This is a genomic window from Mycobacterium sp. IS-1264, from assembly GCF_001954195.1.
GTDB lineage: Bacteria > Actinomycetota > Actinomycetes > Mycobacteriales > Mycobacteriaceae > Mycobacterium.
In genome coordinates, this window is the sequence record NZ_MBES01000056.1 from 1 (window position 1) to 11968 (window position 11968).

General features: G+C 65.6%; 12 protein-coding genes and 1 pseudogene. 6 read left to right on the top strand and 7 right to left on the bottom strand.

The features are described from left to right. Positions 1-220: pseudogene (locus tag A5744_RS11325) on the top strand (SAM-dependent methyltransferase); the annotation flags it as partial. A 10-nt stretch (positions 221-230) separates the two neighbouring features. Here the strand turns inward: A5744_RS11325 and A5744_RS11330 are convergent. Next, positions 231-917: a histidine phosphatase family protein gene (locus A5744_RS11330; protein WP_240563029.1), complete on the bottom strand. Its 687-nt coding sequence runs from the start codon at positions 915-917 to the stop codon at positions 231-233. Between the two features lie 104 nt (positions 918-1021). Here A5744_RS11330 and A5744_RS11335 point away from each other — a divergent pair, with 104 nt between their 5' ends. After that, complete coding sequence (locus tag A5744_RS11335; protein ID WP_076060992.1) at positions 1022-1945, top strand: TIGR03619 family F420-dependent LLM class oxidoreductase; 924 nt, start codon at positions 1022-1024, stop codon at positions 1943-1945. Between the two features lie 6 nt (positions 1946-1951). Here A5744_RS11335 and A5744_RS11340 read toward each other — a convergent pair whose 3' ends face one another. From A5744_RS11340 to A5744_RS11355, 3 genes are all read right to left on the bottom strand, one after another. Continuing rightward, a complete protein-coding gene (locus tag A5744_RS11340) occupies positions 1952-2434 on the bottom strand; it encodes a hypothetical protein (protein ID WP_076061186.1) in 483 nt (160 codons plus the stop codon). 82 nt (positions 2435-2516) lie between these two features. Then, positions 2517-4442 carry an alpha/beta hydrolase gene (locus A5744_RS11345; protein ID WP_076060994.1) on the bottom strand — a complete coding sequence of 642 codons (1926 nt, stop codon included), beginning with the start codon at positions 4440-4442 and terminating at the stop codon, positions 2517-2519. Between the two features lie 255 nt (positions 4443-4697). Next, entirely contained in the window at positions 4698-5288 is a 591-nt protein-coding gene (locus A5744_RS11355; RefSeq protein WP_076060996.1) for a chitin-binding protein, read from the bottom strand. 270 nt (positions 5289-5558) lie between these two features. Here A5744_RS11355 and htpG point away from each other — a divergent pair, with 270 nt between their 5' ends. Together htpG and A5744_RS11365 are read left to right on the top strand one after the other, a co-directional pair. Further along, positions 5559-7493 carry a molecular chaperone HtpG gene (gene htpG / locus A5744_RS11360; RefSeq protein WP_076060998.1) on the top strand — a complete coding sequence of 645 codons (1935 nt, stop codon included), beginning with the start codon at positions 5559-5561 and terminating at the stop codon, positions 7491-7493. A gap of 82 nt (positions 7494-7575) precedes the next feature. After that, positions 7576-7794 carry a hypothetical protein gene (locus A5744_RS11365; RefSeq protein WP_076061000.1) on the top strand — a complete coding sequence of 73 codons (219 nt, stop codon included), beginning with the start codon at positions 7576-7578 and terminating at the stop codon, positions 7792-7794. 24 nt (positions 7795-7818) lie between these two features. Here A5744_RS11365 and A5744_RS11370 read toward each other — a convergent pair whose 3' ends face one another. Further along, entirely contained in the window at positions 7819-8172 is a 354-nt protein-coding gene (locus tag A5744_RS11370; RefSeq protein WP_240563023.1) for a hypothetical protein, read from the bottom strand. On the opposite strand from A5744_RS11370, the gene A5744_RS25010 reads away from it, so the two are divergent. After that, entirely contained in the window at positions 8171-8341 is a 171-nt protein-coding gene (locus A5744_RS25010) for a hypothetical protein (RefSeq protein WP_240563024.1), read from the top strand. The genes A5744_RS11370 and A5744_RS25010 overlap by 2 nt on opposite strands. 3 nt (positions 8342-8344) lie before the next feature. On the opposite strand, the gene A5744_RS11375 is transcribed toward A5744_RS25010, so the two are convergent. Next, complete coding sequence (locus A5744_RS11375; RefSeq protein WP_076061004.1) at positions 8345-10024, bottom strand: NRAMP family divalent metal transporter; 1680 nt, start codon at positions 10022-10024, stop codon at positions 8345-8347. Continuing rightward, complete coding sequence (locus A5744_RS11380; protein WP_076061006.1) at positions 10021-11346, bottom strand: CBS domain-containing protein; 1326 nt, start codon at positions 11344-11346, stop codon at positions 10021-10023. Before A5744_RS11380 ends, A5744_RS11375 begins: the two co-directional genes overlap by 4 nt. 193 nt (positions 11347-11539) lie before the next feature. Here A5744_RS11380 and A5744_RS11385 point away from each other — a divergent pair, with 193 nt between their 5' ends. Next, positions 11540-11899 carry a VOC family protein gene (locus A5744_RS11385; RefSeq protein ID WP_076061190.1) on the top strand — a complete coding sequence of 120 codons (360 nt, stop codon included), beginning with the start codon at positions 11540-11542 and terminating at the stop codon, positions 11897-11899. Positions 11900-11968 lie beyond the last annotated feature (69 nt).

Below are 11968 nucleotides of genomic sequence, written 5' to 3' on the forward strand. Positions count from 1 at the left end.
CCCCGGCGGCCTGGTGGCCGTCAGCGCCCTGAGCACACGGCAACCGCGACTACAGGCTTCGGCGGCCAACAGGTGGAAACCCCAGCACAACGCGTCGCCGACCGAGATGCGGTCGTTGTTCGAAAACGCGGGGTTCACCGTCGCCGATCAGCACCGAATCCCGAGACCGCTGTGGACGCAGATCGTGTCGGATCTGATCACCGTCGGAACCAAGAGCTAGGCGTAGGGACTCAGCACTGCGGGGGATCGGCATCCCAGTCGGTCAATGTCCAGCCGCCGGAGGGATTTCCGGTTATCACCACGCGCCCGACGTTCGGGAGTGGCTTGGCGGTCAGCTGCGGCGGGACGTTGCGGACATTCATCAGCATCCAGAACATGATCGCCGCGCTGTGCGAGAAGGCGACGGGGTTCTGCTCGCCGCTGTCGTAAATCTGTTGGACGGCAGCGTCGAACCGCGCGTCGAACTCGTTGCCGTCCACCGAGCCCGGGATCCGCGCGCTCCGGTCACCCTGCAGCCATTGCCGGGGTGCGGCGAAGTAGGTCTGCGGGATGTCGGCCTCGGGGGTGCCCTCGTACTGGCCCGCCTCAATCTCCCGCAGCCCGGGCAGCACGGTGACGGCTTCGCCCAGCGCCTGCGCCGTCGGTGTGGCCGTCTCCTGCGTGCGGATCAGGGGCGAGGCGTAGATGCCGTCGTAGTGATTGGGGGCCAATTGGGTGGCCGCCAGCGTCGCCTGACACCACCCCTTGGGGGTTATGTCCGGGCCGGGGATTGAAGTGTCGATCAAGCCGGACGCGTTGGCCGCCGACTGGGCATGGCGCACTAGCGTCAACGTAATGGTGCGCGGGCCGGCCGCATGCGCCGATCCGCAGCCCGCGGCCAGTACCGAGACGGCGACCACGGCAACGAAACGCCGCAGGGTTAGCACGATTTCACCGGATTCACGCGAGCAGTCTAAAGCCCGCGGCGCTTTACCGGGCACCCGACGGGTGCAGCTCATTGTTGACCCGACATCATGGCGGGATGAAGTTGGCATTCGCCCTGCCGCACACGCTGGAGTTGCCCGCGATGACGGCCGACTGGGAGTTCGCCGTGACGGGACCGCAGCAAGCGGCGATGCTCAAGCGGGCAGACGAGCTGGGCTACGACATGGTCTCGGTGCCTGAGCATTTCGTCGTCCCGCATTCGCACCTGGAGCTGTCCGGCCCGTTTTATCTGCATTCGACGGTTGCGCAGGCGTTCATCGCGGGGGCGACACAGCGGATCCGGGTCAATTCGAGCGTGACGATCCTGCCGTTGCATCATCCGGTGGTGCTGGCCAAGGCGCTGGCGACCGCGGACTGGCTGAGCGGCGGGCGCATCACCGCGACGTTCGGGGTGGGTTGGGACGCAGAGGAATTCGATGCGCTGGGGGTGCCGTTCCGTGAGCGGGGCCGCATCGCCGACGAATACCTTCAGGCGATGGTCGAACTGTGGACAAACGAGGCGCCGAGTTTTTCCGGCAAGTATGTTTCTTTCGACGGAATCGCCTTCGCGCCGAAGCCGGTGCAGCGCCCGCATCTGCCGATCTGGATCGCCGGTGACGCAGATGCGGCGCTGAAACGGGCGGCGCGGTTCGCATCGGGTTGGTGGCCGTTTCTGTCGAAGGTCGAAGACGTTCCGGCCAAGATCGACTTCATCAAGTCGCAGCCGACGTATGACGACGGGCCGTTCGACGTCATGTATCCGCTGGGCATGGGCCGAGTCGGCGAGGGCCACGTCGCGACGGACGATCCCAATTATCGGCCTGGGATGGGCAAGCAAGAGATCATCGACCAGCTCTGCCGCTTCGCCGAACTCGGCGTGACGTTCAGCTCGGTCCCTCCGCCGCGGTTGAACGGGCCGGAGGCTTACCTTGACTACGCGCAGTGGGTGATCGAGGAAATCCAACCGCACGTTGCGGATTGAGCATCGTCAACGCAATTGGTCGGTGATCTTCACCCAGTTGGTCTTGCCATCGCTGTGGTGATCGGTCATGTTCCGGCATTCGCCGTACAGCTGGATGCGGTTCCAGCCGGGGTTCGGCCCCGCGGACATGACCGCCATGACGCCGTTCCTGTTGATCACCCGTCCGTTCGGGCGCAATCCGGGCGGGGGTCCGTCGGTCCACCCGTGTGCGACCATCGTCGCGGCGATTTGATTGAAGAACGTGTCCGGGTCGACCTCGGCGGGATACCCCTTGCGGTCGTCCGTCGGCAGTTTGAAGCTCATCTCGACGACCCCGCGGTAGGGTGGGTCCCCCTGGTCGTTGCACGATTGAAACGCGAAGCCCCCGTACACATCTGGCAGGCTCACCTGCTGTGCGATTTGCTTGGCGGCGTCGACAACCTGGGCTTGGGATTGGTCATCGGACAGCGGGTTGGCCGGATGGTCAATGTCGTGCCGGTCAGGAAACATCAGCGAACACCCTCCCGTGGCGATCGACAGGACGAGGACTAGCGCAGTGAAGATCACGGAACGCCATGGCATTTGGTGGCGATCAGCGAGGGGCGTACGTGGGGTAGGCATGGTTGTCGTTGATCGTATCGCGTGGGCGATCGTGCTCGGGATCGATATATGCAGGTATACCGGGTATTCGGAACGGCCCGATATGTGGTTGCCGCCGGCCGTCCGCGAGTAGTCCGTCGGTCGCCAAGTGGTTGGACTGGCCGCTGGCGATGTCCGTCATGCTGCGCAGCGCCTCGCTGCCCATGTCGTAGTAGTGCGAATGGTCGTGCCGGTCCATGTCGGTGGAGCCCGCCACTTCGGCGTGGAAGCGGATCGATCCGAACCCGTCGCCGGCCGGATCGCGGCCCAGGCCGGCGTCGTAGGGAACGGGGAGTCCGTAGTCCCTGAGCTTGCCTTTGAGCCATTCTTCGGGCAGGCCGCTGCCCTGGCCGATCCAGCTGACAGGGTCGGTGGAGGCCGAGCCGACGTAGACGTGCCCGCCATCGAGGTGGAAGTCTGCGGCGCTGTGCGCCAGATCCGTTCCCGGACAACCGATCAGCACGGCGTCGTTGGCGTGCATGTTGCTGTGCGCAAACGCGTCGGCGACGGTGGTTGAGCCGTAGGAGTGCCCGATGACCGTGATGTGCTCCGGCGTGAGGCTGTTGTGGGTCACCCACAGGCCGTTGACGTCGGCGGCGAGCAGATCACCGCCGGCCCGCGCCAGTCCGGGTTCGCTGACCCGGACATCGGAGAAGCCGTGCGGCGCTTCATAACCCATCCACGCGATCACGGACGTGTAGTGGTGTTCGGGGTCGGCGGCCAGGGACTGGTCGTAGAGGTTGGTCGCGTCTTGGTGCCCCGACATCCAGCCTTGCTGCACGCTGCTGCCGGTGCCCGGGACGATGACCGCGGTGTTGCGCGCGTAGTCGGGATTGCCGATCGCGATCGCCGCCCTGCCCCAGCCGTTGAATGCCAACGGGTCGTAGGCCCAGAGCATGACGGGTCGTTGGTTGGGGCCTTCCGGGCCCCTGTCGTAGTTTAGGCCGTCGCGCGTCTTTACGGCGTTGCCATAGCGCGTGACCTCGGTGCCCGACAGGCCATATAGTCCCGGGTTGGCGAGGACGTCCGCGACGGATACCCCGCGCTGTTTGGCGATGTTCTCGACGAGGTTGATGTCGTCATTCATCACCGCTTGGTTGACGGCGTCGCGGGCGATGGCGTTGATTCCGTTGAGGTTTCCCAGCTCCGGCGGGTGTTCAGCAATCAGCTGATCCCGTTGTTGCTGGCTCAGCGAGTCCCACCACTTCTTCACATCTTCGGGCTTGGTGTTGGGTGGCGGAATCTGAGGCGCTACACCCAATCCCTGGATGACCGGCGGCTCGTATCCGTCGGCGCGCACGGTGGTCAGTGATTTCTGCAGACAGTCCGAGTAACCGTCGCGCAGCGAGACGAGTTGGCCCAGCGTTGATTTGGTGTCGTCGATGGCTTCTTGTTCGAGGTGAGTGATCAGCGTGTCGAGCGCGGACTTGTCGGCCGCGCTGGGGTGGATGTCTTTCTCCGCTTCGACCGCGTGGCCGATTTCGTTGTCGAGCTGTTGTAGTTGGCCCTCCAGGTTTGAAATCTGCACCGCGCCGGTTCGCTGCGCTTCGGCCAGGGCGGCGGCGATGTTTTCCAGCTCGACACCGATCTTCGGCAGCTCTACGGACTGGGCGCCCAGCGCTTTGGACACGCGCTGCACTTCGGCGGAGTCGTTGATCGGATTCTCGCCGTTGTCCCGATTCCAGGACGCCTCGAAGCGGCGGCGGGCTTCGTCGAAGGCGGCGCTGGATTCGGCGGTGGAGCGGCCGGCGGCGTGAAACGCCTCTGCCAGGTCGGAGATCTGGGCCGGGCGGCCGGCTTGCAGGCTGTGGTTGATCGCCCAGGGATCGCCGCCGGCTTCGGCGACGAGTGCGGCGACGCTTATGTAGCGCAGCTGCATCGCACCGCCCGCGGTTTCGCGACGCTGCGCTCATCCATGCCGGCGAAATCCGTGGCAGCACAGTGCGCCTCGCGGCCCAGCGACTCGTTGGCTCCCGAGTACAGCATCTGGCTGCCGACGACCACCGCTTCCCCTTCTCGAACTCGAGACCACGCTACTACCGCCCGTGCGGTCGTCAATTCACCTTAGGCAGTTACGCCGACGCCGACGCCCGCCTCGCCGAGTGGCAAGGCGGGCGCCGTGTGAGGTGGCTTTTTACAGCGGGATCCAGACCCCGAAGAACCAGAACCCCCACTGGTTGAAGCCGGGATCCCAGACCGGAGTTTCCTGGTAGCCCCAGTAGTTGATCGGGCCGTAGCCCCACTGCCCGCCGGGCGGTGGAAGCGGCCGGTCCCACGCGGGCCGCGGCGGCTCACCCCATCCCCAGGGTGCGGGTCCGTCACCCCAGGGGGCTGCGTGGAAATAGCCACGGTGCGGATCGCCTCGCCACGGTCCGGGGCCGCCGGGGCCACCGGGCCCGCCGGGACCGTTCGGGTGGTAGTCCCCGGGACCGCCGGGCCCGCCCGGACCGCCAGGTCCGCCCGGGCCGTGGTCGCCGGGTCCGCCGGGACCGTTCTGGTGGTAATTCCCGGGTCCACCGGGGCCGCCTGGGTTCCCGGGCCCACCGGGATTGCCGGGCCCGCCAGGTCCGCCGGGTCCACCGGGTCCGGGCGGATCATGGGGAGCGCCAGGAGCCAGCGGTGGCGAAACCGGAGCCGCGTACGCCGTGCCGGCGCCCACCCCAAACACCGCTGCACCGAGAGCGCCGGCGATGGTTCCCCCCGCGATCAGTTGCTTGAATTTCATGGTCGGTCACCCGTCTCTAGTTGCTTGATTCCCCCTACGCCCACCGACGCTAGGAAGCCCGGCTATGCGTGCGCTGTGATCGGGACGTGCAGACTCTTTGCGCGGCGGGGCCGGCGCCGGCTGATTTTCGGGGCTCGCGGGACGGTGTTTCGCCTGGTTGTCCGCGCTTATGCCGGCGCGGCGGCCGGTCTGGGTTCATGAGCGAATGTGTGAGGCCCCCCACCCTTCACAGATTCAGATCTCGGTAGATTTTGGTTTATGTCGAATCGCATGAACGCCGGTGTAGAGCAGTTGGAGTTTCAGGCTGAGGCCCGACAACTGCTCGACTTGATGGTCCACTCGGTCTACTCCAACAAGGACTCGTTTCTGCGGGAGTTGATCTCGAACGCTTCTGACGCACTCGACAAGCTGCGCCTCGAAGCGTTCCGCAACAAAGACCTCGACGTCGACACCTCCGATCTGCACATCGACATCGAGGTCGACAAGGGCGCACGCACGTTGACTGTTCGCGACAACGGCATCGGGATGACGCGCGCCGAGGTCGTTGACCTGATCGGGACTCTGGCCAAGTCCGGTACTGCCGAGCTGCGCCAGCAGCTGCGTGAAGCCAAGCATGCGGCCGCGTCCGAGGAATTGATCGGGCAGTTCGGTATCGGCTTCTACTCGTCGTTCATGGTGGCGGACAAGGTCGAGCTGCTCACACGCAAGGCCGGTGAGAGCGAGGCCACCCGATGGGCGTCGAGCGGTGAGGGCACCTACACGATCGAATCCGTCGAGGATGCCCAGCAGGGAACGTCGGTCACGCTGCACCTCAAGCCCGAAGACAAAGAGGACGAGCTACACGACTACACCGCGGAGTGGATGATCAGGAGCCTGGTCAAGAAGTACTCCGACTTCATTGCCTGGCCGATCCGGATGGAAGTCGAGCGGCGGACCCCGCCCAGCGAGGAGGGTGGCGAGGAGGTCGTCACCCTCGAAACCGAGACCCTCAACTCGATGAAGGCGCTGTGGGCCAGGCCCAAAGACGAAGTGTCCGAGGAGGAGTACAAGGAGTTCTACAAGCACATCGCGCACGCCTGGGACGACCCGCTCGAGGTCATCGCGATGAGGGCCGAGGGCACCTTCGAGTACCAGGCCCTGCTGTTCATTCCGACCCACGCCCCGTTCGACCTCTTCAACCGCGACGCCAAAGTCGGGATACAGCTTTACGTCAAGCGCGTGTTCATCATGGGCGACTGCGACCAGCTCATGCCCGAGTATCTGCGGTTCGTCAAGGGCGTCGTCGACGCACAGGACATGTCGCTCAACGTTTCTCGCGAAATCTTGCAGCAGGACCGGCAAATCAACGCGATCCGTCGCCGCCTGACCAAGAAGGTCCTCTCCACGATCAAGGATCTGCAGTCCGAGCGCCCGGAGGACTACCGCACGTTCTGGACTCAGTTCGGCAGGGTCCTCAAAGAGGGCCTGCTGTCGGACTTCGACAATCAGGACACGCTGCTGCGCATCTCCTCGTTCGCGTCGACGCACAGCGAGGAGGAAGCCACCACGCTGGCCGAGTACGTCGAGCGCATGAAGGAAGGGCAGCAGCAGATCTTCTACGCGACCGGCGAGTCACGTCAGCAGATCCTCAAGTCGCCGCACCTCGAGGCGTTCAAGGCCAAGGGCTACGAGGTGTTGCTGCTCACCGACCCGGTCGACGAGATCTGGGTGGGGACGGTGACCGAGTTCGACGGGAAACCGCTGCAGTCGGTGGCCAAAGGTGAGGTGGACCTGGACGCCGAGGAGGAGCAAAGCGAGGCCGAGCGCGAGGAGCAGGAGAAAGAGTTCGCCGATCTGCTGGCCTGGCTGAAGGAAACCCTGAGTGAGCACGTCAAAGAAGTTCGGCTGTCAACCCGGCTGACCGAGTCGCCGGCCTGCCTGATCACCGACGCTTTTGGCATCACGCCGGCCCTCGCGCGGATGTACCGCGCCTCCGGGCAGGCGGTTCCGGTGGGGAAGCGGATTCTCGAACTCAATCCGAGCCACCCGCTGATCATCGGGCTGCGGCAGGCGCAGCAGCAGGCGGACGACGATGCCGCTCGTGCCGAGGTCGTCGAAACCGCCGAACTGCTTTATGGCACAGCGCTTCTCGCCGAAGGCGGCGCCCTCGAGGATCCGGCGAGGTTCGCCGAGCTGCTCGCGGGCCGGCTGACGCGCACCGTCTAGCTCGGTCGAGATTTCCTTCCTGGCACTTGTCGGCGGACATTACTTGCGATTGAATGCCGATAAGAAGGGATAACCACACCGTATGGCCAGGTTTCGAGTTGTCGGCCCGCACGGCGAAATCATCGCGACCAGGGATTTCGACAGTGCCGAGGCCGCGCACGCCTGGTTTACGAATTCCGTTGCACACACCTCCGAGCTTGGTTGGCGCATGGAGGTCGACGATGAGGGGGAGTGGGCCTTCTTCGATGACACCGGGGGGTTTACCGCCCCGGGCAGCCGACCGCCGCGCTCGCGCCGATAGAGGTTCGACTTCGTCGGGAGTGCATCATGGCCCGATGACGAAGCAGCGGCCGTTACTCGTGTTGAGCAGTACCTCTTGCACCGAAGACGTGTCGATAGCCGGAAATTCGAAGCGGTGCACCTGCTGACCGGCCTCGATGTCGGCGTTTTGGGACTCGTTGGTGCCGTCTTTTTTGCGGACGACCGCCGTCACTTTGTCGGGCTTGGACATGTTCTGTGGCTCGTGAAAGTACCAGACCTCGATGCCCGCGCCCGAGCCGTTGGCGCGCCAGCCGTCGGAGTAGTAACACGCCGGGTTGCCCTCGGCGTCCGGCGGCGGCGGGGGACAGATCGATAATCCGACGCACTGCGGCGTAGTGCCGGGTGCGCCCGGCGACATGGCCACGCTGCCAGGCGTGCTGGGCGAAACCGACGTGCTCGCGGGTTTCGTCGTGCTCGGACCGGACGCGGCCGGCGGCGACGGCTGGTGCGACCCACACGCGGCCACGCCGGCACAGGCCATCAGTCTCATCGCTGTCAATCGGACGTTGTTGATGAATAGCCAGTAAACACTATCCGCGGCCGACCTGGATTGCCTTGACCACCAGCAGCAGCGCTCCCACGATCAGGTAGGCGCGCAGGGCGATCATGCCGAGCCGGGTGCCCGGCGACCAGGTGACCGGCTCCAAGAGTGTCAGCGGTGGCATCCGCCAATGGGTGCGGTCCACGCCGCGCGCCGGGAGCTTCGGGGCCGGTGGCGCGGGTTGCCGGCGAGCCATCCAGCGCAGCGCCGGTGCGGCCGCGGCGGCGAGCACGACCAACGTCAGGGCCAGGTAGCCGGCGACGGCGATGACGTCGATGCCGGGGAAAAGGGTAGTGGCCATCAGTATCCCCGACAGCAGCAGCAGGGTGCCGACGATCAATCCGGCGACCCAGTTGAGCCAGGGCCGATTCACCCACGGCCCCAACACTTCCCGGTCGTTGCACAACAGCAGCAGAAACACGCTGGCGCTGGGCAACAGCAGTCCGGCGAGGGCTTGCACCGCGGTGGTGATCAGCCCAAGCGGGGCGCCGGGGATCAGCACGATGGCCGCGGCCAGCACCACCATCGCGGTGTAGGACAGGTAGAACTGTTTGGCGTCGGCGAAGCCGCGGTGCAGCGAATGCTTCAGGCCGAACACGTCGCCGAAGGCGTAGCTGGTTGCCAGGGTGACCGCTGCGGCGCCGATGATCGACGCGTCCATCAGCACGATCGCAAAGAACGAGCCGAGCGTCGCGCTGTGCTGGCCGAGCAGGTGTGCAATGTCGCCGGCATCGGTGAAACGGCCCACGGTGTTGGTGGAGCGTGCCGCCCAGTCGCCGGTCATGAGCAGTGCCGCGGCGCCGACGATCACGACGAAGGCCCCCAACACGGTGTCCGCGCGCTCATAGCCCATGAATCGGGGAGTGATGCGTTTGTCGACGACGTTGGACTGCTGGAAGAACAGCTGCCACGGCGCCACGGTGGTGCCGACGATGGCGATGATCAGCAGCACTGCGTCCGAGCTGACACCCCCCGAAATGCTTGGCACCACAAGCGACTTCGCCGCATGTGCCCACTGCGGATGCGACATCAGCAGCATCGGGATCTGCAGCAGGGTGACGGCGATGAAGACGAACATCGCCCGCTCCCAACGCCGGAAGCTGCCGCTCGCCATGATCGCGACCAGTGCCACCGCCGAGACCGGGACCACAACGTATTTCGAGACGCCGATGTAGTCGGCGGCCAGCGTGATGCCGATGAACTCGGTGACGATCGTCAAGAAGTTGAGCAGGAATAGGTCGCCGACGGAGAACCAGCCCCACCCGCGACCGAAGCGTTCGTTGATCAACCGGGCGTGTCCGACGCCGGTGACCGCGCCCAGCCGGACCACCATCTCCTGGTTGACGATCAGCACCGGGATGAGCAGCAACAGCACCCACAGCAGGGAGTAGCCGTAGTTCTGGCCGGCTTGGGCGTACGTGGCCACTCCGCCGGCGTCGTTGTCGCCGACCATCACGATGATCCCCGGACCGACGATCGCCAGCAGGGTGAGCAGTCTGGTCTTCAGGGTGCGGGGATGGTCGGTCTCGCCGACGCTGATGCGCCCGAACGCGCCCTCAATATCGCCCAGGTGTTTGCTGTCGAGCACCGCGGTACGGCGCACCTCGGGCGGTTCAACGCCGGGACCCGACGCTCCCGCGACAGTGGTGTTGTCGTCGCCGGAGGTCACGTAGCTTCCCCTCTCGGCACCGACGCGTTGTCCTCATCACTGGTGATATCGCGGACCGGTCGGGGCGCGGGTTCCCGCCGTCGCCAGTCCTCCGGGATGGTGGCCTCTAGTACGTCGTCCACGGTGACCACCCCGAGCATGCGGTCCTGCTCGTCGACCACCGGGATGGAGTAGAGGTTGAAGTCGGCCATCAGCAACGCGATGTCCGTCAGGTCGGCTTCGGATCCGACCCGGATCGGGTCGGAATCCATCAGCGCCCCAACGCTTTCGGCGGCGTCGGCCTGCAGCAGTGCGATCACCGACACCACACCGGCGAGGCGTTTGTCCTCGTCGACGATGTGCATTTTGATGAGCGCCTCGGGCTGGATGGCGCGGGAGTCGGCGATCAGTGCGAGCGCGGTGCCGGCGGTTGCGGTGGCGGCGCAGGAGACGAAGTCGACGTTCATTAGCCCGCCCGCGCTGTCGGGGTTGAACCCCATCAGGGTGATCACCTTGGTGCGCTGCGGGGCCGGCATCAGGTCCAGGACGCGCCGGCGCCGAGATTGCCGCAGGTCTGCGATCGCGTCGGCGGCATCGTCGGCGCGCATCCGGCCCAGCAGCGCCGCGACCTCGCCGTCGGGCATGCGATCGAGTAGTTGGCTCGCCTTGTCGGGGTCGAGCTCTTCGAAGACATCGGCTTCCAGTTCCGGGTCGCTGCGGACCCGATCGAGGATCTCGCCGCCCTCGGCCTTGTCGGCGTCTTCGAGCAGATCGGCGATCTCGGCGGGTTTGAATCCGCCGAACCGGCCCGACATACGGCGGACGGCATCGGAACGCGCGTGCCCGATCAGCGGTTCGAATGCCTTCCAATCGCGCGCCGCGTGGCCACCGGAGCGCTTGATCAGCCCGAACAACAACGGCGGTCGGCGCGTGTCCAGCCGCGCGAGCACCCACCCGGCGCCGGTGTCTTCCAGCTCGACGTCGTAGGCGCGCACCAGTTCCACGGCGGCGACATCGATCAACCTGTGCCCCAGTACGTCGGCGCGCAGTAGCACCTCACCGTCGCGGCGCTCAAAGCCGCGGAGGTCAATCTTGTTCTTGGCCAAGATAACTCGATCCGTGGCGTACTCATCAATGGATTTGCTTCCGATGAACACTCGCCGGCCACCGACCCCGGCGACGATCCCGGTCAGCAACGGATACTCCTCGGCGCCGCGCAGCCGCACGATCACGTCCTCGACCCGGCCCACCGTCTCGCCGGAGCGGGCCAGCACCGGTGCGCGCAGCAGTTGCGACAGATGGATGACCGGCAGCCCCCCGGCCGTCGTCTCTGATGTGCTCACTTGTCCTCCTCAACGCTGTGCGATGGCCCCCGCCAGCAGGCCCGCACTGTGATGGCGCAAGTATCGTCGCTTGACCGGCTCGGCCGCCAGAGTGTACGCCCTGGTCGTGGCGGCTTTCCACGGCCAACAGGTGAACGGCGTGAGGCCATTTGGGCGACGTCCGACCCCGCTGACACACTGTGGTGTGCCCGCGATTGATTTCACGTCGGTATCACCGATCGTCCCGGTCCGAAACCTTGACCTCGCGCTTGATCGGTACCGCCGACTCGGATTCGATGCCCGCGCCTACGAAGGACCCGAGCGGTACGGTTTTGCCGATCGCGGATCGGTCTCGATCCACCTCACCGAGTGGGCCGAGCACGATCCCCTCCGCACGGCCGCGAGTGTGTACCTCTACGTCAGTGACGCCGACGCGGTGTACGCGGAATGGAAGGCGCTGGAGCACCTCGAAGGCCGCTTGATCGCGCCGCACGACACACCCTACGGCTTACGGGAATTCGTCTACGTCGATCCCGACGGCACCGCACATCGTGTCGGCTCACCGCGCGACTAGAAGGCAATACTGTAATATTCACGGTTCGTGGCTTTACAGGAGAAGGCAGGCATGCGGTGACCGAGACGA

Excerpts from the sequence above, each read along its gene's own strand:
- A5744_RS11335 (WP_076060992.1), top strand. The coding sequence starts at position 1,022 with ATGAAGTTGGCATTCGCCCTGCCGCACACGCTGGAGTTGCCCGCGATG.
- A5744_RS11340 (WP_076061186.1), bottom strand. The coding sequence starts at position 2,434 with ATGTTTCCTGACCGGCACGACATTGACCATCCGGCCAACCCGCTGTCC.
- A5744_RS11345 (WP_076060994.1), bottom strand. The coding sequence starts at position 4,442 with ATGCAGCTGCGCTACATAAGCGTCGCCGCACTCGTCGCCGAAGCCGGC.
- A5744_RS11355 (WP_076060996.1), bottom strand. The coding sequence starts at position 5,288 with ATGAAATTCAAGCAACTGATCGCGGGGGGAACCATCGCCGGCGCTCTC.
- htpG (WP_076060998.1), top strand. The coding sequence starts at position 5,559 with ATGAACGCCGGTGTAGAGCAGTTGGAGTTTCAGGCTGAGGCCCGACAA.
- A5744_RS11365 (WP_076061000.1), top strand. The coding sequence starts at position 7,576 with ATGGCCAGGTTTCGAGTTGTCGGCCCGCACGGCGAAATCATCGCGACC.
- A5744_RS25010 (WP_240563024.1), top strand. The coding sequence starts at position 8,171 with ATGGCCACGCTGCCAGGCGTGCTGGGCGAAACCGACGTGCTCGCGGGT.
- A5744_RS11370 (WP_240563023.1), bottom strand. The coding sequence starts at position 8,172 with ATGTCGCCGGGCGCACCCGGCACTACGCCGCAGTGCGTCGGATTATCG.